At 61.0% G+C, this 24,007-nt stretch carries 19 protein-coding genes and 1 tRNA gene; 6 read left to right on the plus strand and 14 right to left on the minus strand.

Annotated features, from left to right (window positions below):
* Positions 1–42: 42 nt before the first annotated feature.
* From J2D73_RS02375 to ada, 3 genes are all read right to left on the minus strand, one after another.
* The gene (locus tag J2D73_RS02375; protein WP_243429567.1) at positions 43–1,101 is read right to left on the minus strand and encodes a transglycosylase SLT domain-containing protein; all 1,059 of its coding nucleotides are present in this window, start codon (positions 1,099–1,101) and stop codon (positions 43–45) included.
* Between the two features lie 222 nt (positions 1,102–1,323).
* Positions 1,324–2,058, minus strand: coding sequence for a 2OG-Fe(II) oxygenase (locus tag J2D73_RS02380; protein WP_207879018.1), 735 nt, complete (start codon positions 2,056–2,058; stop codon positions 1,324–1,326).
* A 603-nt stretch (positions 2,059–2,661) separates the two neighbouring features.
* Complete coding sequence (gene ada / locus J2D73_RS02385) at positions 2,662–3,735, minus strand: bifunctional DNA-binding transcriptional regulator/O6-methylguanine-DNA methyltransferase Ada (protein ID WP_207879020.1); 1,074 nt, start codon at positions 3,733–3,735, stop codon at positions 2,662–2,664.
* Positions 3,736–4,230: 495 nt separating this feature from the next.
* Between ada and J2D73_RS21250 the strand changes: the two genes are divergently transcribed.
* Positions 4,231–4,404: a nuclear transport factor 2 family protein gene (locus tag J2D73_RS21250; RefSeq protein WP_369334002.1), complete on the plus strand. Its 174-nt coding sequence runs from the start codon at positions 4,231–4,233 to the stop codon at positions 4,402–4,404.
* 413 nt (positions 4,405–4,817) lie between these two features.
* Here J2D73_RS21250 and J2D73_RS02395 read toward each other — a convergent pair whose 3' ends face one another.
* On the minus strand, positions 4,818–6,035 hold the full coding sequence (locus tag J2D73_RS02395) for an NADP-dependent isocitrate dehydrogenase (RefSeq protein WP_207879024.1): 1,218 nt from the start codon (positions 6,033–6,035) through the stop codon (positions 4,818–4,820).
* Between the two features lie 298 nt (positions 6,036–6,333).
* On the opposite strand from J2D73_RS02395, the gene J2D73_RS02400 reads away from it, so the two are divergent.
* Positions 6,334–6,903 carry a GNAT family N-acetyltransferase gene (locus J2D73_RS02400; protein ID WP_207879026.1) on the plus strand — a complete coding sequence of 190 codons (570 nt, stop codon included), beginning with the start codon at positions 6,334–6,336 and terminating at the stop codon, positions 6,901–6,903.
* 83 nt (positions 6,904–6,986) lie between these two features.
* Here J2D73_RS02400 and glnA read toward each other — a convergent pair whose 3' ends face one another.
* Both glnA and J2D73_RS02410 read right to left on the minus strand, forming a co-directional pair.
* The gene (gene glnA, locus J2D73_RS02405; RefSeq protein WP_207879234.1) at positions 6,987–8,432 is read right to left on the minus strand and encodes a type I glutamate--ammonia ligase; all 1,446 of its coding nucleotides are present in this window, start codon (positions 8,430–8,432) and stop codon (positions 6,987–6,989) included.
* Between the two features lie 180 nt (positions 8,433–8,612).
* Positions 8,613–8,951 (minus strand): P-II family nitrogen regulator, encoded by a 339-nt coding sequence (locus tag J2D73_RS02410; RefSeq protein WP_026397510.1) that lies wholly within the window; start codon positions 8,949–8,951, stop codon positions 8,613–8,615.
* 330 nt (positions 8,952–9,281) lie between these two features.
* Between J2D73_RS02410 and J2D73_RS02415 the strand changes: the two genes are divergently transcribed.
* Both J2D73_RS02415 and J2D73_RS02420 read left to right on the plus strand, forming a co-directional pair.
* Positions 9,282–10,466: an aminotransferase gene (locus tag J2D73_RS02415; RefSeq protein WP_207879236.1), complete on the plus strand. Its 1,185-nt coding sequence runs from the start codon at positions 9,282–9,284 to the stop codon at positions 10,464–10,466.
* 71 nt (positions 10,467–10,537) lie between these two features.
* Positions 10,538–10,613, plus strand: a tRNA-His gene (locus J2D73_RS02420).
* A gap of 967 nt (positions 10,614–11,580) precedes the next feature.
* Here J2D73_RS02420 and J2D73_RS02425 read toward each other — a convergent pair.
* The 4 genes from J2D73_RS02425 to J2D73_RS02440 all read right to left on the minus strand — a co-directional run bounded on the left by J2D73_RS02425 (position 11,581) and on the right by J2D73_RS02440 (position 16,797).
* Positions 11,581–12,036, minus strand: coding sequence for a hypothetical protein (locus J2D73_RS02425; RefSeq protein ID WP_207879028.1), 456 nt, complete (start codon positions 12,034–12,036; stop codon positions 11,581–11,583).
* Positions 12,037–12,294: 258 nt separating this feature from the next.
* Positions 12,295–13,185 carry an NAD(P)-dependent oxidoreductase gene (locus tag J2D73_RS02430; RefSeq protein ID WP_207879030.1) on the minus strand — a complete coding sequence of 297 codons (891 nt, stop codon included), beginning with the start codon at positions 13,183–13,185 and terminating at the stop codon, positions 12,295–12,297.
* A 109-nt stretch (positions 13,186–13,294) separates the two neighbouring features.
* Entirely contained in the window at positions 13,295–14,479 is a 1,185-nt protein-coding gene (locus tag J2D73_RS02435; RefSeq protein ID WP_207879032.1) for an AI-2E family transporter, read from the minus strand.
* 227 nt (positions 14,480–14,706) lie between these two features.
* A complete protein-coding gene (locus tag J2D73_RS02440) occupies positions 14,707–16,797 on the minus strand; it encodes a S9 family peptidase (protein ID WP_207879034.1) in 2,091 nt (696 codons plus the stop codon).
* A 321-nt stretch (positions 16,798–17,118) separates the two neighbouring features.
* On the opposite strand from J2D73_RS02440, the gene J2D73_RS02445 reads away from it, so the two are divergent.
* A complete protein-coding gene (locus J2D73_RS02445; protein WP_207879036.1) occupies positions 17,119–18,096 on the plus strand; it encodes a restriction endonuclease in 978 nt (325 codons plus the stop codon).
* Positions 18,097–18,350: 254 nt separating this feature from the next.
* Here the strand turns inward: J2D73_RS02445 and J2D73_RS02450 are convergent, their stop codons facing one another.
* A complete protein-coding gene (locus tag J2D73_RS02450; protein WP_207879038.1) occupies positions 18,351–19,766 on the minus strand; it encodes an aminotransferase-like domain-containing protein in 1,416 nt (471 codons plus the stop codon).
* A gap of 116 nt (positions 19,767–19,882) precedes the next feature.
* On the opposite strand from J2D73_RS02450, the gene J2D73_RS02455 reads away from it, so the two are divergent.
* Positions 19,883–20,743: a DMT family transporter gene (locus J2D73_RS02455; RefSeq protein WP_207879040.1), complete on the plus strand. Its 861-nt coding sequence runs from the start codon at positions 19,883–19,885 to the stop codon at positions 20,741–20,743.
* A gap of 152 nt (positions 20,744–20,895) precedes the next feature.
* Here the strand turns inward: J2D73_RS02455 and J2D73_RS02460 are convergent, their stop codons facing one another.
* Genes J2D73_RS02460 through J2D73_RS02470 form a run of 3 tightly spaced genes read right to left on the minus strand, consistent with a single transcriptional unit; the run spans position 20,896 to position 23,863 of the window.
* Positions 20,896–21,336: a GNAT family N-acetyltransferase gene (locus J2D73_RS02460; protein ID WP_207879042.1), complete on the minus strand. Its 441-nt coding sequence runs from the start codon at positions 21,334–21,336 to the stop codon at positions 20,896–20,898.
* On the minus strand, positions 21,333–22,772 hold the full coding sequence (locus J2D73_RS02465; RefSeq protein WP_207879044.1) for an APC family permease: 1,440 nt from the start codon (positions 22,770–22,772) through the stop codon (positions 21,333–21,335). The genes J2D73_RS02460 and J2D73_RS02465 overlap by 4 nt, the downstream gene beginning before the upstream one ends.
* On the minus strand, positions 22,769–23,863 hold the full coding sequence (locus J2D73_RS02470) for a DmpA family aminopeptidase (RefSeq protein WP_207879045.1): 1,095 nt from the start codon (positions 23,861–23,863) through the stop codon (positions 22,769–22,771). The genes J2D73_RS02465 and J2D73_RS02470 overlap by 4 nt, the downstream gene beginning before the upstream one ends.
* Positions 23,864–24,007 lie beyond the last annotated feature (144 nt).

Consider the following 24,007-nt stretch of genomic DNA (forward strand, 5'->3'; position numbering starts at 1 on the left):
ATCCGAGCCAATTACGCGATCCAGTAGATTATATTCATGGAATCATTCGTACAAAACGAACGATTCAGCTTGCCTGTCGCCCGTGCTCTGACGCCCAGTCAGAAACGTGCGGGAAGCAATGATGGCTGCCGGGCGACGTGGATCGCGTTTGCACGATAGAACGCAAGCGTTCGACCACTCCCAGAGGCCATCGAAGGCCGCGAGGGGGGCGGCGTAAAACCGTGAATCGCTGGGCTGAATGGCCTCGTTGAGCGGGCGGCCGACGCCGTAAGGGACGAAGGGAAGGCCGCATCTCCTGTCGGCAATGGTGACGCGTGGCGAGCCGGGCGTTGCAATGCGCCCCGCACCGCCCAAGGGCGCCGCCCATGATTCGAGGACTTTCCATTGATACGCGTTGCCGATATCCGGCGTGAAAGAGTGATAGGCGGCTGCGGCGCCGGGCCAGCTTCCTGTGCGGCCGAACAGGTCCGTCAGGAAGCGGGCGGCGTAATTGGCGTTTGCCGCCGGATCGAAAGCGGCCTCCAGCGAGGGAAACGCATTCGGGTGCTGCTGAAGGTTGACCTGCATGCATCCAACGTCGATCGACGTCACGCCCTGAGCCCGAAACGCCCGCACGGCTTCGATCGCCTGCTGCTCCGATTGATAGATATACCCGCGTCCTTGCGCGTTGACAGTCCATGGCCACGCGACCACGCGGCCGCTCGAAATGCGTCGTCCGCTTTCCACACGCCCCATCGCGACAAGGAACTGGTCGGGAATCCGGTAGATGCGCTCGGCAGAAAGGGCCGCACGTGCGCACAACCCAGCATCCAATGCAGCGTAATCTATGGAAATAGGCGCCTGGGATTCAAATTCCGGGTTGTCGGGGCTGATCGCCGGTATTTCGGCGGCGCCTCGTCGTGCGTTCACAGTCCCGATCGCCGAACCATCATCTGCCGGAATCTCTCCCGCATTGTCATCGCCCGTGCTCTGGCGTGGCAAATATTCGTTCGCGCTGGACTTCAACTCTGGCCCGTCCAGCGCACGGGGAATCGCCGCAACCGCCGAATCAAGCGGTAAACTTTCCACGATCAGTAGCAGCAACAACAAAGAACGATGCATAACGCGGGCATGATGATCAGAAACCGGTTAACAGCGAGTTAGAAATCTCTGGGACACCGCTCAACTTCGATCCATTTGCCAGCAGGAAAACGCAATTCCAATAAACCTGTCGAGAACGCTGTTACAGTTGTAGAAGGCAAATCGAGCCGGTTCATCTGGTAGCAGGGCGTAAGCGGCGCATAGGAGATGGCGGATATGCGACGCAATCCACCAAAAAACGGCTCAGGCTGCATCATGAAAAATCAACCCCAGTGTGTGCCGCAACCCGGACCGAATGGCGCTGACGCCATGACGCATCGTAACGCGATAATCCCCTTTGGCGCCCTGTTGAGGACGGGCGTTAACCGCGAACAGAACACCATCGCCTTTTCCAAGCGGAACGACCGCCGCCCGGGATTGCATACGGGGCCTCTGTTCGGTCAAGACGAACTCGCCACCGGTGAAATCCGCACCAGGTTCAGAAAGAAGGACCGCAACCTGAAGCGGAAAAACATGATCGCCATAGAGATCCTGATGCAGGCAATTGTAATCTCCCTGCCGATATTCCAAAAGAAGGGGGGTAGGTTTCGTCTGACCGGCGGCATGGCACCGCTCAAGAAAATCTGCATGGCTTTTGGGAAAGCGTACGGCATTGCCTATGCGTTCATACCAGTCATTGGCAATCGGGACGAGGCGTGGATACAGCGCCGTTCGTACGCTTCCTATCAGGGACGGTAATGGATAGGAAAAATAACGGTATTCACCGCGCCCAAAGCCGTGACGAGCCATGCGGACATGGCTGCGAAACGCGTCTGTCGGTCCGTACAGGCGTGATATCAAATCGCATTCAAGAATTTCAAACAGATCTGGCAATATGCACCACCCTTCCCGATCAATCTGTTGAGAAATTGTTCCCCAGTCATAAGCGTCAATACGTGCCCGCAAAGCATCGGCCTGAAAGTTTGTTGTATCGACCATAGGGTCGCTTCCTCCTGCGGTTGAAGAATCTCAAGATTTTCTTGAGAGTATTGTTCTCGTTTTCGGCAATATATGAATACTATCGCGCATCAGAAACAGTGACGCCACGCGCCCGACAGTAACCCACTCGCATTTTCGGGCCTCACGGCGCATCTTTACACGAGAGTGTCCACGTTATTTACGCACAGGACACCAGTTTGTGGCGTAATCCCCCGCTGACGGAATCTTATGCCCACCTTCATTTTTTCCGCGGGGCCAGAACAATTTCACTGCCGACAAGCATGCCGAATAGCGCCACGATGGTCCGATACAACGAATTTATTCGCGAAGGGAAACCAGGTAAAAAGAGACCAGCTCCCCTATCCACAACCGTGCGTCAGCGGTGCTGGAGGCAGCGACCCACATGACATGCCGTATGAAATAGAGAGTATTCGATCGAAAAACTGTATTCTAAACCAGATATTTTTCCTCAAACAGTTCGCAACGACAAATCAAGCGCGGATACAGAGATCAACGAGACGTTCGCTTTCGTGACAAAAGAACGTGCAAAATAGCAATACTCACCCTGTCAAAAAACAGATCGCTCCGATAAAGAATCGTCGGTCACTTTGCTTCAGCCTCACGTCGAAGCAGGTGGCGTTTGCGCTCGACGCCCCATCGATATCCTGAAAGAGACCCGTCATTGCGAATAACGCGATGACAGGGGATCGCAACGGCGATGTGGTTGGACGCACAAGCCCCGGCAACCGCACGTGTCGCTGTTGGCTGGCCAATCCTTCGGGCGACTTCCGCATAAGTGACGGTTTCGCCTGCCGGGATCTGACGCAACGCCTGCCATACACGTTGCTGAAATACCGTCCCGCGCACGTCAAGCGGCAAATCAAGCCCCTGATTCGGAGTTTCAACAAAACCGATAACCTTGGCGATATTCTTTTCATAGTCGGGGTCTGCTCCAATGAGCTTCGCCTTGGGAAACCGATCCTGCAGATCCAGCACCAACGCCTCCGGATCATCACCGATCAAGATCGACGCAACGCCTTTTTCACTTGATGCGACGAGGATAGCGCCCAGGGAGCATTGAGCCACCGCGAAATGAAGAACTTCGTGCGTGCCGCCATTCTTATAATGTTTTGGCGTCATGCCCAGCATGGCGGACGACTGCGCATAGAAACGACCGTTGGAGTTGAAACCCGCATCATAAAGTGCGTCTGTGACCTTCGCACCTTGCTCCAGCCCCTCACGCACTTTTCGAGCGCGGCTGGCGCTGGCGTACGCCTTGGGTGTAAGACCTGTCTGCGCTTTGAAAATGCGGTGAAAATAACCCGGACTCAGTTCGACAGCGGTCGCCAGAGTCTCTAACGAAGGAGCCTCTTCTGCGGTTTCTATCAAGCGGCAGGCCCGCTCGACCAATGCGGCATTTGCCGCATCGGTTGAACACCCCTCAGGATTGCATCGCTTGCAAGGGCGGCAGCCCGTCGCCCTCGCGCTTTCCAGCGTGTCATGCAAGGTGACGTTTTTGGGGTTCGGCGTGCGGGAAGGACAGGACGGACGGCAATATACGCCGGTCGTGGAGACGGAATACCACAACGTCCCATCCGAGTTCCTGTCACGGGCAAGTATCCTCGTCCAACGAGAATCTCTTGCAGTATCCTGAGGATATTTATCAGTTTTCATCATGTGGCCATTCTGTCCGCCGACGCTTTAGGGCACGCTCTGTTTCTTGCTTTCAAATTCGAAATACGACGCTGATGCGTCCATCGCAAAGGCAAACGCGTCGAGATGAGAGGGGCCGCCCGGCCCATACGCGGCGACGCCTACGCCTCACCAATGCGTAGTCTTGATGGCGCGCAAACAATTTCAAGTCATGAACCGGAGCGTTTTTGCGAAGCGTTCTCCGCTAGCGTTGGGTGTTGATGCAAACGCGCATCGCGCTGAACAACAGGAGTGACGCATGTCGAAAGAAACACAAAAACAAAGCGATTGTCGCAGAATGGTTCAAACGGTTCTGGGGCAATCCGTACGATGAGGCCGTTATCGACGAACTGGGCGCCGACGATTTGACTGTCTTCTACCCTATGCACGGTCCGCGCAAGGGCAAAGCGGAAGTGAAGAAGTTTATGGCCGAGTTCCGGGAGACCTTTCCAGACCTCAATTTCTGGGGGCGTGGGAGAGATGGTTGCCGAAGGCGATATCGTCGCCGCGCGCTGGGACGGTGGCGGGACGCACACCGGTTCAGCTTTCGACGACTTGCCCGTAGGCGCTTTACCGCGTGCAAATACCGGGAAAACCATGCGTTTTACCGGCACTAGCTGTGCTCGAGGTCAGGAATGGAAAGATCGTCAATGAACTGGGACAAGAGGGCGCGCTGACGGCATTGCAGCAACTTGGCCTGATACCGCCCAATTGAGAGGACAAGATAATTTGGGCGGCTTTCCTGGCGCTAAAACGTCTCCAGACGAGGACTGTCAGCTGCACACATGAAGGTCTGCAATCAGGCGGACCGGCAATCGAAGCGGCATATATACGTCGGCGCCCTCGGCTTGGCGTCGAACCGCCCGCCTCGTTCAAAACCGCCGTCTTCGCAAGCGATATAGTCATCAAAAGAAAAGGCTCTGGAGACCTAATCTCCAGAGCCCTGCACTTCTTTGTCTACAGACGGATCTTCGTCCTAAAACCCGCTCGACACTTTCGTCGCCAAACGGGGCTAACGCACGACGAGCCGTCCGAAGACGCCAGCCAGCGCGCAGTCCGCCAAAGCCTCAGACTTTGAGGGCCTTCTGCAGGCGCACGTCAATGGCATCGAGGAAGGGCTGCGTGTCCAGCCACTTCACGTCCTTGCCAACCAGCAGGGCGAGATCCTTGGTCATCTCGCCTGCCTCGACGGCCTCGACGCAGACGCGCTCAAGCGTCTCGGCGAAGTTCACCACATCAGGGGTGTCGTCGAAACGACCGCGATAGATCAGGCCCCGCGTCCACGCATAGATCGATGCGATCGGGTTCGTGGAGGTCGGACGGCCCTTCTGATGCTCACGGTAATGGCGCGTCACCGTGCCGTGCGCCGCCTCGGACTCGACGATCGTGCCGGTCGGGTCGAGCAGAACGGACGTCATCAGACCAAGGCTGCCGAAGCCCTGCGCCACGATATCGCTCTCGACGTCGCCGTCGTAGTTCTTACAGGCCCAGACATAGCCGCCTTCCCACTTCAGGGCGCTTGCGACCATGTCGTCGATCAGACGGTGTTCGTAGGTCAGGCCGAGCTTGTCGAAGTCTGCCTTGAACTCCTTCTCGTAGATCTCCTGGAACACATCCTTGAACATGCCGTCATAGGCCTTGAGGATCGTGTTCTTGGTCGAAAGATAGACCGGCAGCTTGCGATCACGGCCATAGCTGAGCGACGCGCGGGCGAAGCCTTCGATGGAGGCGCGGGTGTTGTGCATGCCCAGCGCCACGCCCGGGCCCTTGAAGTCGTGCACGTCGAGCGTGATCGGCTCGCCTCCGCCTTCCGGCACGAAGTTCAGCGTGACCTTGCCCGGACCGGGGATCTTGGTCTCGGCGGCGCGATAGATGTCGCCATACGCATGGCGACCGATGACGATCGGCTTGCCCCAGTGCGGCACGAGGCGCGGCACGTTGGAGCAGATGATCGGCTCGCGGAAGATCGTGCCGTCCAGGATGTTGCGAATCGTGCCGTTGGGCGAACGCCACATCTTCTTCAGGCCGAATTCCTCGACGCGCGCCTCGTCCGGCGTGATCGTCGCGCATTTGACGCCGACGCGATACTTCTTGATCGCCTCGGCGGCCTCGACCGTCACCTTGTCGTCGGTCGCGTCACGGTGCTCGATACCGAGATCGTAGTATTTCAGATCGATGTCGAGGTAAGGGACGATCAGCCGGTCTTTGATGAAATGCCAGATAATCCGCGTCATCTCGTCGCCGTCGAGTTCGACCACAGGATTTTTGACTTTGATTTTCGCCATGAGACTAAGCGACCCCTTTCGATAAATGCAATGCGAACGCCCGAAAGCGTCGCGGCAAAGGTGTTTGGAACTAACACGGCGCCGCTATCATCCCTATGCCACGCGCCGCCATGATCTGTTCACGATCACGATAGCGGTCATACACGATTTGGTTGAGGCGCCCCAAACACGATGCACATAAATGAACGGATCTCCTTGTTCGTTGTGCCGCGGCACGTCTAATCAATCGCAGCGTCAATGCGGTTGCCTCCGCTCCCGGCGGCGGTACGCGCCAATCTGAAACAACGACTAAAAATTTATGGAGATCGCCACAATGCCCTCAAAATCACCTGATTGGGCCTTGCATAGGCTAGGAGGAAGCCCCGATCAGCGTGAACACGAAATCACTTCATTGGCGCAGTTGCTCATCGAGATCGTCGCAGACAACGGTTCTGTCGGATTCCTGCATCCCCTCTCCATGGAAACCGCACGCGAATTCTGGTCTGCAGCCCTGGATGAGTCCGATAAAGGACGACGCACCATCCTCGGCGCGATGGAAGGGGCGAATCTGGTAGGTACGGTTTCCATTTCCATTTCAACTCCCGAGAATCAGCCACACCGAGCTGAAATCATGAAGCTGATGACCAGAAAATCCCATGCGCGTCGGGGCGTGGCGACTGCACTCATGGTCGCGGCGGAAAAAGTGGCGGTGGAACATGGACGCACACATCTGACTCTCGACACCGCCGAGCAGGGCGGCGCCGGTGAACTCTATGAGCGGCTCGGATATTTCCGAGCGGGTTCTATCCCAGATTACGCCCTGAAACCCCATGGCGGCCTGACAGCGACCGTTATTTACTGGAAACTGGTCGGCTGCGAATCTGACTGACGGCTTCGCATATAACGCCAGGGTGAAAACGCAAAAACGCGGCCCAAAGGCCGCGTTTCCAGTAATCCGGCGTCGAAAGACGATCAGACCGAGTAGTACATCTCGAATTCGACCGGGTGCGGCGTGTGCTCGAAGCGGTACACGTCCTGCCACTTGATCTCGATGTAGCTCTCGATCTGATCCTTCGTGAACACGTTGCCTGCGAGCAGGAACTCGTGATCGGCGGCCAGAGACTCAAGCGCCTCGCGGAGCGAGCCCGCGACGGTCGGAATTTGCTTCAGCTCTTCCGGCGGCAGGTCGTAGAGATCCTTGTCCATGGCGTCGCCCGGGTGGATCTTGTTCTTGATGCCATCCAGACCAGCCATCAGCATGGCGGCGAACGCCAGGTACGGGTTGGCGGTCGGGTCCGGGAAACGAACCTCGACGCGCTTCGCCTTCGGGTTGGTCGCGTAGGGGATACGGCATGACGCCGAGCGGTTGCGGGCCGAATAAGCCAGCAGCACGGGGGCCTCGAAGCCGGGGATCAGGCGCTTGTAGGAGTTGGTCGACGGGTTCGTGAAGGCGTTCAGAGCCTTCGCGTGCTTGATGATGCCGCCGATGTAATAAAGCGCCGTGTCGGACAGGTCTGCGTAGCCGTTGCCAGCGAAAGTCGGCTTGCCCGCTTTCCAGATCGACTGGTGGACATGCATGCCCGAGCCGTTGTCGCCGTAGATCGGCTTCGGCATGAACGTCGCGGACTTGCCGTAGGACACGGCCACGTTGTGCACACAGTATTTGTAGATCTGCATGAAGTCGGCGGAGCGAACCAGCGTGTCGAACTTCGTGCCGAGCTCATGCTGCGACTGCGCGACTTCATGGTGATGCTTCTCGATCGGCAGGCCCATTTCGCCCATCGTCGTCAGCATTTCAGCGCGCAGGTCGGACTCGCTGTCCACCGGAGCGACCGGGAAGTAGCCGCCCTTGACGCCCGGACGATGGCCCAGGTTGCCCTCGGGGTATTCCTTCAGGGACGCACCCGGTCCTTCGATGCTGTCGAGCTGGAACTTGCCGTAGTTCGGGCCTGTGCCGAACAGCACGTTATCGAAGATGAAGAATTCAGCTTCAGGGCCAAAGAACGCCGTGTCGCCCAGACCGGTGGACTGCAGATACTTCTCAGCCAGCTTCGCGGTGGAGCGCGGGTCGCGGTTGTAGAACTGCCCGGTGGCGGGGTCGATGATGTCGCAGATCAGGATCAGCTGCGGCTTGGCCGAAAACGGGTCCATGACGGCGGTGGTGGCGTCCGGGAGCAGAACCATGTCGCTCTCGTTGATCGCCTTCCAGCCAGCGATCGACGAACCGTCGAACATGAAACCTTCGGTGAAGGTGTCTTCCTCGATCGTCGACACGTGCTGCGTCGTGTGGTGCCAGGTTCCGCGGGGATCGGTGAAGCGCAGGTCCACCAGATCGACCGAGTGTTCCTTGATGAGGTCGAAGACCTTGGCAACCGCAGCTGCAGCCGCGCTGGTCGAACCGGACTCTTTCTTCGCCATAATAGCCCTTACCTGCCTGTTGAACGCCGTTTGGCGGCGTGCTGTTGTCGACGCCGCCAGGGGCTGGCCGAGATCGGCGCCCACTCCGGTGTCATACCGAAACTGTTTGTCCCATGTCGTCCGGAGCCGCAAGCCTCTCCGCCACACGCAGAGAAAGCCAAAGCGCGCGGGCCGGACCGATCAGATCGCGTCGCCACCCCGCTCGCCGGTGCGGATTCGGATGGCGTCATCGACCGGGAGCACGAAAATCTTCCCATCGCCGATTCGGCCGGTGCGAGCAGCCGCCGTGATCGCCTCGACAGCCCGCTCCGCAAGGTCGTCGGGGCACACGATCTCGATCTTCATCTTGGGAAGGAAATCGACGATATATTCCGCGCCGCGATACAGCTCGGTGTGTCCTTTCTGCCGACCGAATCCCTTCGCCTCGATCACCGTGATGCCTTGCAGACCGAGTTCGTGAAGGGCGTCCTTCACCTCGTCGAGCTTGAATGGCTTGATGATGGCTTCGATCTTCTTCATGCCGCGTCGTCACACTTCATCTGTATAGGGGCGAACTGGCCCGCACGCTCCGCTATTGGTTGGCGGCGACGGCGCGTCCGTGCGCCCGGGCGCCGCGCCCGTCAGGCGTAAAGTTCGCACGGGACGCCGGGCGGAGCAATCGGGTTGACTGCGAAATAATATTCGACGCCGCATCCATGCAATCCCGGCCACAGCGACGTCAGCCGTGCGCCTCAGTTGCAAGCGACACGCGCAGTAAACGGCTTGCCCAAGCAAGATCTACTTGCAAAAATCGGGCGACAGAAAATCCAACCTACGATATCGTTTATTATCTCAGAACCCGAGGGAGAGATCGTGAAACCGCTTAACGGCCAGACCGCCGCGCTTCCGACAACCATCTTCACCGTGATGTCGGCGCTGGCGCAGCAGCACGGCGCCATCAACCTTGGTCAGGGTTTTCCGGACACCGAAGGGCCCGCGCATCTTGTCGAGGCCGCAGCCGCGGCATTGCGCGACGGGCGCAACCAGTACGCCCCGCTGACCGGCCTTCCCGAGCTTCGCGAAGCGGTGGCGCGCTCGAACGCACGTTTTTACGGGCTCGACATCGATCCGGCGAGCGAAGTGGTGGTGACGTCCGGCGCGACGGAAGCCCTTGCCGCGTCCTTCGCCGCCCTGCTGAATCCCGGAGACGAGGTCATCGTCATAGAACCGGCGTTCGACACGTATCTGCCGGTCATCCGCCTGCTCGGCGCAACGCCGCGCCTCGTTCGTCTGAACCTGCACGACTGGTCTCTCCCGCGCGACGAACTCGCCGCCGCGTTCGGACCGAAGACGAAGGCGATCCTGCTGAATTCGCCCATGAACCCGACGGGCAAGGTCTTCACGCAGGAAGAGCTGTCGTTCATCGCCGGACTGGTGCAGGAGCACGACACCTACGCCATTTGCGACGAGGTCTACGAGCATCTCGTCTTCGACGCCCGCCACACGCCGCTGATGACGCTTCCCGGCATGCGCGAACGCTGCGTGCGGATCGGCAGTGCGGGCAAGAGTTTCTCCTTCACCGGCTGGAAGGTCGGCTACATCACTGCGCCGCGGGCGCTGGCGTCCGTGATCGCCAAAACGCACCAGAACCTGACCTTCGCCACGGCGCCGAACCTTCAGCGCGCAGTCGCTATCGGCCTGGATCAGGACACGGGATATTTCACGGAACTGTCGCAAGGCATGCGGCTCCGACGCGACATCCTCGCCGCTGGCCTGTCCGATCTGGGATTCGGCGTGCTGCCCTCCGACGGGACTTACTTCCTGACCGCCGATATCCGCCCTTTGGGCGCCGCGACTCGTCCCGGAGAGGATGACGTCGCGTGGTGCAAACGGGCGACGGTCGAAGCAGGCGTCACACTGATCCCGGTTTCTGCTTTCTACGACCCGGCGGGCGGCCCGGCCCCGAGCCACTTCGTGCGTTTCGCGTTCTGCAAGCAACCAGCCGTTCTTGAAGAAGCCATCCTCCGGCTGCGGAACTGGGTCGCCAGGGCGTAATCCGCCCGGGAGGCGCGCACAACGCCGTTGACTGACGCGCGTGTCTTGTCTAATGACGGGGCCGCTGTGTGGCGGACGTAGCTCAGTCGGTAGAGCGCCGGTTTGTGGTACCGGTTGTCGCGGGTTCGATCCCCGTCGTTCGCCCCAGCAAAATTTCTCCAAGAAAATTAATGAGTTAAGCAGAGATCTCAATCGGGGCCTGCGATGCTGCGTTACACGTCCACCGTCACACGTTTGTGGGGCGGAAAGATGCATCAATTGGTCCTCAGACACCGCTGCCACTCCGTGCGCCTGACTATGCCGCAGGATCGCTGGCAAGATGTTGGAGCAGCCACGGAGACAGCAAACGGTGCCCGTAGCACGCGACGATGTTTTGCCACCTAACGGTCAGGGCTCTTCTAAATAACGTGCCAAAATGCTCCGCATTGAATGCGGGATCACCCGCGTAGCGCGACCTGTGAATGAAACGCAGGACTCGCACTTTCCCCAGCGGATGAGAAACGCAAGCTGATTCTTGGCCTTGACAGCCAGATTCTCCGTGTATGGCGGATTTCAGCCAGTTTTTGGCGCAACTCGCCTGACACATTAACGTCATATTACCCACAGATTCCGTGGACAGGTGTTGGAATAACTCTGTGGATAAACTGTGCAGCGACAGGCGGGCCGCCGCCTGCGCTTAGCTTTCCCTCTTTGTTCCCGACGAATCCACAATGAGCCTGTTAATCGCCTCGCCGAAAAAAAATCCGACAATGCATCATCTGTGCATTGCCATAGCGGGAAGAGAGGACGGAGAGGCTTCAACAGCTTGCATCCAGTCCGGAGTCTGGGAACTGATGGACCTTGCAGGCGCCTGTCAGTCAAAGCCCACTCCACATCGGCACACTTGATAACGCCACACTGCAGCACACTCTCGGCAAAGCGGAGAGATTGGTGGTTAAGCTTGCCTGGGCCCTCGCGCAGACGCAGTGCAATGTCCAAAACAGATCCGTAAATCCGGACCGCATGGCCACATACCGCGCCAAAGGCGTCGCGCCGGACGCTTAGATCTACAACGTCTGACTAACGGTCGCCGCTCGCCACTTCAGAGAGAACGATCAGCATACACCGCCTCAACTCAGTTTATCACCCGTATGCTATTTGCATTTTCCAAATCTATATGAGTTTGAAAGTAGTACTTGTCAGTTATTTCTCCATTAACTACGAAGGCTATCCTCACTTTCAACGCAGTACCAGAAATTTCTATGCGCTTATTAAGGTAGTAGGTAGACGGGTTTTCATGCAAGCGCGCTTCAAGCGTTTTTATTAATTCTTGATCGATTTCAATACTAAGATTCCTCTGATCTCTATAATCTTTTTCTGAATTAAGATATAAGTTACCTTTATCATAACCCGTGGCTTGGACCGTCATGAGAAATTTTCCGGAAATTCCGCTCTCCGTTCTTGCCGCAGCCATCACCGCCTGCTCTGGAGTAATATAATTACTGCCATAGTTTGAAAATTTATTATCTGCGCACCCGCTTCCAAAGAACAGGACACCAGTCAGAATATAAGCTGGCCTGATACGGTTCAAAATTCGACACTCCCACGTGTAAAAATGTAACTTGCAATGCATATCGCATAGAAAATCATTTAGGCGAACCAAACCCCGCGATCCCGAAACACTGCGGCACTTTCAGGATTCGTCGGCAACTGATCTGGACCTTCACAACCCCGCAGGGCTTCAGAAAAGCCATGAGCATATATCGCCCGGCAAACCGGGTCAGACGATCAACGTCACATTACCCCCAGCTTGCCGAGTTCCTGAAGTGCCGCGGTCTCGCGACGCTCTCTATGCGTCGTTGGCCGCGAACCGCTCCATGACCGCGATGGCGGCCGAATAATCGTCGTTCGGGCGGCTGTGGCGGCCCAGCGACAACACCTGCAGGGCGCCCGCCAGAGTGGGCGCCGGTATCGCCTGTCGGGCTATGGCGTCGACCAGAAGGCGCATGTCCTTCTGCATCAACCGCGACGGAAACTGCGAGGCGAAGTCGCCAGTTTTCGCCGCCTTCAGTTTCCTCTTGTGATGCGGGGAAATCACGGCGACCTGATCCAGCGCGTCGAACAGCATCGAGCGGTCCAGCCCCGAGGCCAGCCCGTAAGACACAGTCTCCGCCAGCGCGGTCAGGCCCGCGCCCATGATGCCGTTCACCACCAGTTTCAGCTTCGCTCCGCTGCCAGAGGGACCTGCATGGATGGTCATCTTGCCAATGGTGTCGAAGATCGGCGCGGCATTTGCGACCTCTTCCACAGAGCCGCCGACCAGAATTACCAGAGCGTGCGCCTCCGCCTCTGGCGTGCTGCCGGAGACCGGGGCGTCGAGCACCGCGACGCCTTTCGCGTGTCCAGCCGCGAGCAGTGCGTCCGTCGCCTCGGGCGAAACGGATGAAGTGTTGAGCAACACGCCGCCCGCCTTCATGCCCGCCAGAGCGCCGTTTTCACCGTACATCGAGGCTTCCAGCGCCTCATCATCCGGCACGCAGGCGATGACGACATCCGCCTTCTCCGCGACCGCGCGGGCGGTCTGAAGAATCTCGACCGCAGGGTCGCCGCTCTTGCCGGACGGGGTGTAGGCAATCACGCCGTAACCGGCGTTGCGCAGATGGACGCCCATTCGGGTCGCCATCGCACCAAAACCGATAAAGCCGAGCAGCGGGGTGTTTTGCGGGGTAAGCGCGGTCATGGGCGTCCTCGGGAAATGCTGCGCGCGAAAGCGGTGGCTGACGTGAAGATCACCGCGACTGCCCGACGCAGGGTTGCGCGCGAGGCAGCCGGAGCCGCTTCGCGCAGGATCAGGCCAGTTTGTCGCCTCCGCGCTCGCGGGTCCAGCTACGCCACACCAGATGCAACGCCGCCATGGCGGCCGGCCCCACGAACAGACCCAGCATCCCCCAGGTTTCCGCTCCGCCGAGAATACCAAGCAACACCCAGAGGAAAGGTAATTGCGTGCTGCCGCCGATCAGGGTCGGGCGGACGAAATGATCAGCGACGAAGATGACGACTGCGCCGATAACGAAGACGCTGATCGCCGCGACCGTCGCGCCCTTGATGAAGATCAGGACGGACACCAGACCGATGGCGATCATCGCGCAGAACGGAATCATCGCCGCAATCGCCGTCACTACCCCGAACAGGGCCGGATGGGGCGCGCCCGCCAGCAGGTAGACGACGCCCATCAGCAGTCCTTCGCCCACGCCCACAAGCACCAGACCGGCGACGGTGCCGTGGATCGAGGCGACAATCTGGCGCGCGATCACCTCTCCCCGTCGGCCGAACAGACGGCGCGACGCGAACGTGCATTGCCGCGCGGCGGCGGCGCCGTCCTTGTAGAGGAAGAAGAGGGTCAGCAACGAGAAGCAGAAAAGGGTGGTCCTGTGCGCTACCTGCGATCCCACGGCCTTCGTCACCGCCATGCTGCGGCTGTCGAGCGAACTGAAGAACTCGTGCGCGTCTTCCGGGTTGCTCAGATTGTTCTCCCACCAGGCAACCACGCTTTCCGCGCCGAGCGGCAGGTGATGCGCCCATCTTGGAACCGGAATGCCGGAGCTTCGGGCGCTCTGCATGAGCTCAAGCATGCCCTGCGCTTCTTTGGCCGCCTCCAGCCCCACCATGATCAGGGGGATCAAGAAAATGAGCGCCAGCGCCGCCGTGAAGAGCAGAGGCAAGGTGACGCCGTTGGCGAGACGCGGCCAGCGTTCGCGCGTGCGCTGATAGAGCGGCCATGTCGCGATCGCGAACACGCCGCCCCAGACCAGCGCGGTCAGAAACCCTGCGATGGTGTAGAGGGCGACCGCCGCGATGGCGATGCCCAGAAATTCCCGCGCACGCCACTGCGACCGCATGATGACCGAGCGCTGGGCCGGGGTGGAAGCCTCGGCCTCCGCGGGCGACGGGGTCAGAAGATCCGCAGGCGGCGTGCGGCCCGCGGCATGCGCGCCGGGCGGCGGCTCGATCAATGTCTGACCGGTCTTGGACATCCGAACCTGCTTCCTCCCTGGGGCGGCGTAAAATATGGCCCCGCCTTGCGCCGTCCGACCACTCGCGCGGTGGATCAGGGAATGACGCGCAGGTGGGCTTCACGCTGTGCTGCGCCTCCGATTCGTTTCGAATGGAGCACATCCACACACGGCGCAGAACGCCGAGCATACCCCACTTCGTGCGACGGAGCGAACGGGCGGGGCGAACCGGCCGCTACGGCGCTGCGTCAGCCCCGACGCGCGGCCCCTTCCGCCCAGATGGCGAAAGCATGGATCAGCGCCGCCTCGTCCAGCGACTTGAACCGCCCGGACGCGCCGCCATGCCCGGCCTCCATGTTGATGCGCAGCAACTGCGGTCGTCCGGAGGTCGAATGTTCGCGCAGCTTCGCGATCCACTTCGCGGGCTCCCAATAGGTCACGCGCGGATCGGTCAGACCGCCGATGGCGAACACCGTGGGATAGGGCTTCGCCTCGATCCGGTCATACGGCGAATACCCGGCGATGCGGTCATAGGCCGCAACGTCGGTCAGCGGATTGCCCCACTCCGGCCACTCCGGCGGCGTCAGCGGCAACGTGTCGTCCGACATGGTGTTCAGAACGTCAACGAACGGCACCACGGCGACGATTCCCGCGAACAGCTCCGGCCGCATGTTCGCGATCGCGCCCATCAGCATCCCGCCCGCAGAGCGACCGTCCGCGACGATGCGCCCTGCCTCCGTCACGCCCTGAGTAATCAGATGCTCGGCGCAGGCGATAAAGTCGGTGAACGTGTTGGCCTTGGTCTCTCCCCGCCCGCCGAGGAACCAGTTCCATCCCTTCTCCGCCCCGCCGCGCACATGCGCGATGGCGTAGACCCAGCCGCGATCGACCAGACTGAGATTGCGGGTCGAAAACGTCGGGTCGATGGAGATGCCGTATGACCCATATCCGTAAAGCAACGTCGGCGCCGGAACGCCTTCCGGCGCATCGCGACGACGCAGCAGCGTGATTGGCACGCTCTCTCCGTCCGGCGCCTTCGCGAACAGCCGCTGGCAGACGTAATCGGCCGGATCGTGGCCTGACGGGATGTCCTGCGCTTTCAGCAGCGAGCGTTCGCGCGTCGCCATGTCGTAGGACAGCCACTGGCGCGGCGTCGTCGGCGACTGATAGGAGTAGCGCAGCTCGTTCGTAGCAAATTCATAGGAGCCGTCGAGGGACAGCGTGTAGGCGTCCTCATCCGTCGCCAGATGATGGGCCTCCCCCTCTCGCGGCAGGATCTGGATCGCCGTGTTCGCGTCCACGCGCTCCACCCACACGACATGATCGGCGAACGCCGTGCAGTCGGTGATGTAACGGCCCGGACGATGCGGAACCAGTTCGCGCCACGCCGCACGGTCGCCGATCTGCGCGTCCAGAATCGTCATCAGGCGGAAATCCGTCGCGTCGCCAAGATTGGTGCGGACCACGAAGCGGTCGCCCCAGTGCGACAAATCGTAAGTCACGCCCTTCTCGCGCGGCGCCACGCAACGCGCCGCCGCGGTGGGGTCGTCGCCCGGCACGACCCAGCTTTCCGCCGTGTCGTGATCGTTGGAGCTGACGACGATCCAGCGCCCAGAGCGGGTGGACGCGACGCCCGCGAAGAAGCCGGGGTCCTTTTCCTCGTAAACCAGTTCATCGGCGCCGCCCGCGACGGCGCGGCGGAACACTTTCACCGGGCGCCCGTTCTCGTCACGCCATGTCCAGAAAATATATTGTGAATCGGGCGAGAATACGAAATTTCCTGAGCAGTCACCGATCTCGACCGGCAACAGCGCGCCGCTCGCCAGATCCTTCACCCGAACGGTGTAGATTTCCGAGCCCTGCGTGTCCTCCGCCCAGGCGAACAGCGCGTGATCGGGGCTGTGTGTCGCCGAACGCGCCACGTAGTAGCTGTGATCCTTGGCGCGGGCGTCGGCGTCGAGCAGCACCTCTTCCTGATCGGCGCGATCCTCGTGATACCGCACATGGCGCGGCTGCTGCGCCCCGGCTTCGTACCGAACGCCATAGCGCCAGACGCCATGCGGCAGCGCGGGGTAGGACTCGTCTTCCCGCAACCGCCCCTTCATCTCCGCCACGATCTCCGCCTGCAACGCCTGTGTCGAGGCCAGAACGGAATCGCTGTAGGCGTTCTCCGCGCGCAGATGCTCCGCAATATCAGCGCGCAGCAATGCCGGGTCGCGCAGAACGGCCTGCCAGTTGTCATCCTTCATCCACCCGTAATCGTCGGTGCGGGTGCGCCCGAGTTGCTCGATGGTGCGAGGATCCTTGCGGGCGGCGGGCGGGGCGACTGGGTGGGACATCAAGGCTTTCCGTGCGGTGGTCGGGGGGGGCACCATGGCACAGTTCTGGTGGGGTGGCATGGGAGACAGTGAGATGGAAGGGGCTGTCCGGATTTGCGGGATGAATGGAAGGTCGGCAGTTAGGCAGGAAAATGAGCAAGCAGCCATTTACGCGATCCACATTCGTGACAGCTTCACCCCTCTCGTCGCCGTTCCCTAGCTCATTGGCGCGTCCCGATTGCCGGCCAACTGCTTCAAGCCCCCCCACACGAGATGGGAGTCAGCCGAAAACCGGCGTTGGCCCACTGGGCGATGTGGTCGCAACGCTGCTAGCCTCGTGCGATGGATGACTTCCCAAGCCTGCGGCTTCGACCACACCAAGCAGACTTCGTTGATCAATTCCTAGTAAGGAGCGATTCCAGAACCTTGCTCATCGCAGGCGCTGGCATGGGCAAGACCGTCACCACTCGTGCAACCGCGACGCGCATGCTTAAGCAAGGTTTAGCAGACCGCGTCCTATTTGTCGCGGATCAGCATGTGCTGAAGAGGGACTGGGAAAACAACTGGCCATTCGGCGCCAAACTCGGTGACGTAATCACAGCCAGTCTCGCAACCACCCATGCGGAACTTGCGCGCGATCCAGACTCAATCTGGCGGAGCGCGATACCGGGTACACGCTGGCTACTCCTGTTCGATGGCATCGAGGGGGCGGCCAATCGATTGGAAACGATCGCTTCAGACGCCCTCTCTCGCTTTCCGGGCTCGCGTGCGCTGTTTGTGGGGCAAAGGGCGCCCGATTGGCAGGTCGATAGTAAATTCGCCTTCGATCACGCCTTCTTTGATCCTGATGCTTTGGCGATTGCAGAGACGCAGGCGCATTTGCGCCCGCTTGCGCCGAGCATCCCGCTGCTGGTGAAAATCCAGCGCAAGTTATTGCAGTTGGACGACTTAAACTGGAGGCAATTCGAACAATTGATAGCGCAGATGCTGGAGTTCGATGGTTATCAGGTCGAACTCATGAAAGGTACCAAGGATGGTGGTGTAGATGTCGTAGCGATCCGCGATCTGGGGGGCGCAGGGTTATTTAAGTCCGTTTGGCAGGCCAAGAAATTGAGAGCCGATCGGAAGGTCCAGCTTTCGATAGTACGCGAACTCGCTGACACGCGCCTAGAGCATGGCGCCAGCAAGGCGATCATTGTCACCACTTCGGTACTCACCCGCGGCGCGCTCGCGCGTATCGAACGAGATCGTTACCTGCTAGGCAAGGTCGAACGCAACGATCTAGACCGCTGGATCGATCGCATGCTTGCCGACGGGTAATCGGTTAGTCCGAACGTTACCACCGGAAAAATGTTGGACGATGCTGCAAAACGCTTCTCAGCCTGCATATAAACGATCCATCTACTTGATGGCCTCGGCAAAAACTACCAATCTCTAGACCGCCCAAAGTGGCAATGGGCGCTTGCAGTGGAGGCGTCCACTAGCAAAAAATGGTCTGGACAACTGCACTTCCGACTTGAGGGACATAAGCTGAAATTCCGCACCCACCGTACGAACGCATCGACTGTCTCTACTCAGACCTCAACTCCACTATCGAACCCCACACTCTCCCCAACCGCCCGCCGCAACGCCGCATACACCCCTCGCCCCCCCATCTGCCCCACATTGAACCGCATGGAGTCCGCCAGCGTGCGCGAGACGCTGAACACGTCGCCCGGCGCCAGCACCAGCCCATCCCGCAGGGCGACGCGGGCGAGCGTCTCCGCGTCCACGCCATCCGGCAGCGCGCACCAAAGATAGAACCCGCCGCGCGGCGTCAGATGTGGAACAATTCCGATCTGACCAAGATGTTTCGTCGTCTCGCGTCTGGCCGTGGCCAGCCTGCGCCGCAACGCCTCCATATGCTTGCGGTATCCGCCGTCGCTCAGGATCGACAGCGTCACCTCGGCGGCGACAGGACACACGGCGCTGAAGCACGTCGCGACCTGCAGATCCGTCAGCGCCTCGATCCATTCCGGCGTGGACACGATATAGCCGCAACGTAAAGACGCAGACAGGGTCTTGGAAAAGCTGCCGATTCGGATGACGCGACGCAGACCGTCCAGCGTCGCCAGACGCGGCGACGGTTCAGGTTCGAAATCGGTGAAGATATCGTCCTCCACGACGATCATGTCGTGTTCCGCCGCGATGTTCAGGACACGGTGCGCCACGCGCGGCGAGATCGTGGCGCCCGTCGGGTTATGCAGCGCCGAGTTGGTGACGTAGAGCCGGGGCCGCGCCTCCGCCACGATCTGCGCGAACTGTTCGACGTTCGGTCCGTCGGCCTCATAAGGGACGCCGACCACGTTCGCGCGATGCGCCCGCAAAAGCGCGCGGAAATTGAAGTAACACGGGTCATCGACCAGCACCGTATCGCCCGGACGCAGCAGCAGGCGGCACACAAGGTCCAGCGCCTGCGACCCGGAGCCGGTCAGAAGGATCTGGTCCGGCGCGACGGGCAGGTTTTCTGCCGCAAATTGCCGCGCCAGCAGCCGCCGCAACGGCAGGGAGCCCCGCGCAGGGCTGTATCCGGCCAGCAGCGCGTCGTCGCCGCGCGCCGCCGCCCGCATGGCGCGCCGGATCGCGTCGCCCGGCATCCACTCCGCCGGGAGCCAGCCGCAGCCGGGGCGTGGCGCATCGGGCGCCGCGTCCAGCGATTGCCGGGACACCCAGAGCGGGTCGATCTCCCGGTTGAACTGTGGTCCCGCCTCCGTCAGCACGAGTGCCGGCGCGGCCCCCGCGACGTAGAACCCGGAGCCTGCGCGGGCGCGAATGGCTCCCTCCGCGACCAGCCGGTCATAGGCTTCGACCACGGTCGAGGGGGACACGCCCATCGCGTCAGCGCATCGCCGGACCGACGGCAGGCGGTCTCCCACGCCCAATGCGCCGCTGCTTATGCGCGCGCGTATCGCCATCACCACATCCGCCGTGCGGGAGCCTCGCGCCGTCATCGCTTCCAATCCGTATGGTAAAAAGTATCGGTACAGTTCTTTGCTATTGTACTGAACTGTTCCTGTCGCCGCCAGCGCCGAACCGCCTACTGTTCCCGAAAATCGTGGGGGACTTCATGAAAACGTCGACAGAAGGATTCGGCAGCGGGCTGCTGGGCGTCCTGATTTTCAGCGGGTCGCTGCCTGCGACGCGCCTTGCGGTCGCCGGGTTCTCGCCCCTGTTTCTGACGGCGGCGCGCGCGCTGATCGCAGCGGCTCTCGGCGCGTTGCTGCTTGTGGCGCTGCGGGAGCGACGCCCTGCGCGGAGGGATTTGCCGTCGCTGGGCGTCGTGGCGCTGGGCGTGGTCATCGGTTTTCCGCTGCTGACCGCGTTGGCCCTGCGCCATATCACCTCCGCCCATTCGTTGGTCTTTATCGGCCTGCTACCGCTTGCGACGGCGTTGTTCGGCGTTCTCCGCGGCGGGGAGCGCCCCGGCGCGGTCTTCTGGGCGTTCTCCCTTGCTGGGGCTGCGAGTGTTGCGGGCTTTGCGCTGACGCATGGCGGCGGAGGGTCTGTCGCGGGCGACACGCTGATGCTCGCGGCCGTGGCGTTATGCGGGCTGGGGTATGCGGAGGGAGCAGCACTGTCGCGTCGTCTTGGCGGCTGGCAGGTGATTTCCTGGGCGCTCGTTCTGGCGTCCCCGGCGATGGCGGCGCTCGCCCTCGCCACCGAGCCCGGCGGCTGGGCCGCCATCGGGTCGTCGGCGTGGATGGGCCTCGCCTACGTCTCGGTGTTCAGTATGCTTGTCGGGTTTATCTTCTGGTATCGCGGTCTCGCGCTCGGCGGCATCGCAAGCGTCGGACAGTTGCAGTTGCTGCAACCGTTTTTCGGCCTGATCCTTGCCCATGCCGTGTTGGGGGAGGCCGTGTCGTGGGCGATGTGCGGCGTCACGATGGTCGTTGTCGCCTGTGTGGCGGGCGCGCGGCGTTACGCCTGAGCGGGTGTGTGGCGGGGAGTTTGGGCGCTTCTTCTTTTTCTGAAGAAAAAGAAGCAAAAAGACTTTTTCCAGTTTGGAGGCATGGCGCATCCAAGACGCGTTGTCACATAACGAAGGCTCGGCGCTTGACCGCTCACGCCGCCACGCGACATTCAGGGAGACCATCCGTAATACCGGACAAGAAACCCGGCCTGTGGATGGGGTTCGTCGCGCAGCATGATCAGGCCATGGCGTTCGTAAAACCTCTGGCCCGCGAGATTGCTTAACGGCGTGCGCAACGTGAAGCCCTCCGGCATCAGCGCCTGCGCGCGTCGCAATAACCTTGCGCCAAGGCCCGCGCCCTGCGCCGACGGCGCCACGAACAACTGATCCACCACGCGTTCTCTTTCACGAACTGCAAGAAATCCTGTGATCCTGTCGTCGTTTTCCACGACCTCGATCCGCCATCCTTCCGACTGAAGCCGGGCGCGCAGCGCCTCCACGTCGTGGACCCTCGGCGCGCCGCCGTCCATGCTGATCGTGCTTTCCCGCCATAGCGTGGCGATCGCCGTCAAATCGTCCGGCGTCGCAGCCCTGATCTCCGACGCGTTCAACTCTGCGGTCCCTGCATCCGCCACCCGCGACGGCTCAGCACCAGCAGGTAATAGGCTCCGGCTCCCAGCGCCACGAACAGGGTCAGCACCAGACTTGGGCGTCCGACCTGCGCGTCCATCCAGTTCATTCCCGTCACGCCGACCATCGCCAGAAACGCCAGCAGGGGCGGTAGCGGAAACAGCGGCATACGGTAATGTCCCCCTGCGGTCAGCCCGTTACGCCGCCCGACGATCACCGCCAGACAGAGCGCCATATACATCACCAGAATTCCGCTGCCGGTGATAATCAGCAGCATCTGCTCACTGATCAGACACGCAGCGCCGGAAAGCGCTCCCGCCGCGAACGTCGCGCCCCAGGGCGAGTTGAAGCGTGGATGAATCACTGTCAGACCGTCGCTCAACCGCGCAGGGAGGATGCGATCGCGTCCGATGCTGTAAAGCTGGCGGGAGCACATCAACAGATTGGCGATCACGGCGTTCAGAATCGCCAGAACAAGACAGAAGCTGACCAGAACGTTTGCGACCGGCCCTGCGTAGGACAGAAAGATCACGCCCATCATGTCGTGCGATGAAAAGAACGTTCGCAAATCCGGCGCGCCCAGAAGAACAGCAATGACCGGCACGATTTCGCAAATGACCGTCACCAGCAGCGCGAGCAACACTGTCCGACCGATATGGCGGGACGCGTCATGCGTCTCTTCGCCGAAATACACGGCTGAACCGTAACCGTTGTAGGAGAAGATCGACAGCGACACCGCCATGGCGATCAACGTCGGAGGCACTACGGACAGTGTTCCGGTTGTGTCGAGAAACACCGGATGCAGCACCACTTCGCTCAGCGGCCGCGCGGCATGAAAGAACCCGAGCGCAGCCAGCGCCGCCAGCGCCAGCAACTCGACGGCCAGAAACGCCCCTGTCACCACCGCGCTGGCCCGCAGATGCAGCACGCATACGCCCGCCGCCAGCGCCACCGTCAACACGGCGGCGGCGACCGGCGGCGCTCCGGGGACCAGCACGTCGAGATAGACGCCGATCCCAACCGCCATGACCGCAGGAATGGCGATCAGCTGCATCACCCCCACGCCCAACACGACGAAGCCCGCGAACGGGCCAAGGATGCGGCCGACAATCGCATATTCGCCGCCCGAAAGCGGAAAAGCCGAAGCCAGTTCGGCGTAGACGAAGGACATGCACAACCCGACCAGCGCGCCCACAGCCATGGCGATCAGCGCGCCGGAGCCCCCCGTCGCGAAAATGCCCGGCACGATGATGAACACGGATGACGCCGGGGAGATCGCCGACAACGTGATCATCAGCACGCCCAGCAGGCCCATGCTGCGCTTTAATCCGGGCAGCTTTCCGTCCGCGCTGTCGACATGGACGACAGCGTCCCCTTTTCCCGAAATGGCGGGGTCCTGCGTAACGACATTCGTCATGCGGCGCCTCCGGGCGGGGCGCAGACAAGCGACTTCAAGCGCTCAGGATCGATCGCCCGCACAAGCCGTCCTCTCCGTCCCACCATCGTCTCCGCGCCGAGCATCGCATTCAGCACCGCTTCCTCCACAACCTCGACCGCAGCCATGAATACGTCGTCCATTGCCTCGTCGCTCAACGCCTCGATCCGCCGCAACGGCGCGCCCGGAAAGACACCAGGATCATTGGCCGTGCTGAACGCCAGAAAAATGTCGCCGGAATTATTCCCCGACGGCGTGCCCCCACGCCCGATACCGATACCGATCCGCTTGGCTACACGCCGCAACTGCGTCGATTCCAGCGGCGCGTCGGTCGCAAGGATCACGATGATCGACCCGCGCTCGGATGGCCACAGCGCATCTTCCGGCATGGCGCGCCCTGCCGCTGCGCCGCAAACCGTCAGCCACGATCGCCGACCGTGATTGGCCTGCACCAGCGCGCCGAGCGTATATTCGCCAGCCTTTGTTCGCACGATCCGCGACGACGTGCCCGTGCCGCCCTTGAACTCATAGGCGATCATCCCCGTCCCACCGCCGACATTCCCTTCCGCCACCGGCGCGAAGTCCGGAGAGGCTGCGGCCGCTTCGATCGCAGCCAGCACGTCGGCCTCCGTCACATGCTGTCCGGCGATGTCGTTCAGCCACCCGTCAAACGTCTCCCCCACCACGGGAAGGGGCCAGAGCGTCTCTCCCATCACGTCGGGGAAAGTCTTCAACATCCATCGCGCCGTCGCGTGATGCGCGATGCCCAGCGAGCAGGTGTTGGTCAGCGTGATCGGGCCCATGAACCATCCGGCCTCGTCGATCCAGTGACAGCCAGTCAGTTCGCCATTACCGTTCATTGAAAAACTGCCCGCGAGAACGGGGTGCAGCAGATCATCTTCCGCGCGCGGCAGGATCGCCGTCACGCCAGTCCTGATCGCGTGCTCGCCTTCACCCGAGATCAGCGTCTTGTAGCCGACCCGCACGCCCGGAACGTCTGTAATCGCATTCAGCGGGCCCGGTGCGCCAGGAAGAGGCAGGGCTAGTTCTCTGGCGCGTGGACGGCTGGGCATTGCAAAATCCGAATAGTGAGCGTGTGCCGGGAGTTAAGGACGCCCCGCCCGGGCGCGCAAGACTGTTACGAATGTGAAGCAACCACCTGACGCACGATAGACACGAGCGAGTTGCTCTTCCTCCCCGGTCTTCGGCTCGTCTCT

The sequence above is a fragment of the Acetobacter sacchari genome, assembly GCF_017377715.1.
Lineage (GTDB): Bacteria > Pseudomonadota > Alphaproteobacteria > Acetobacterales > Acetobacteraceae > Acetobacter > Acetobacter sacchari.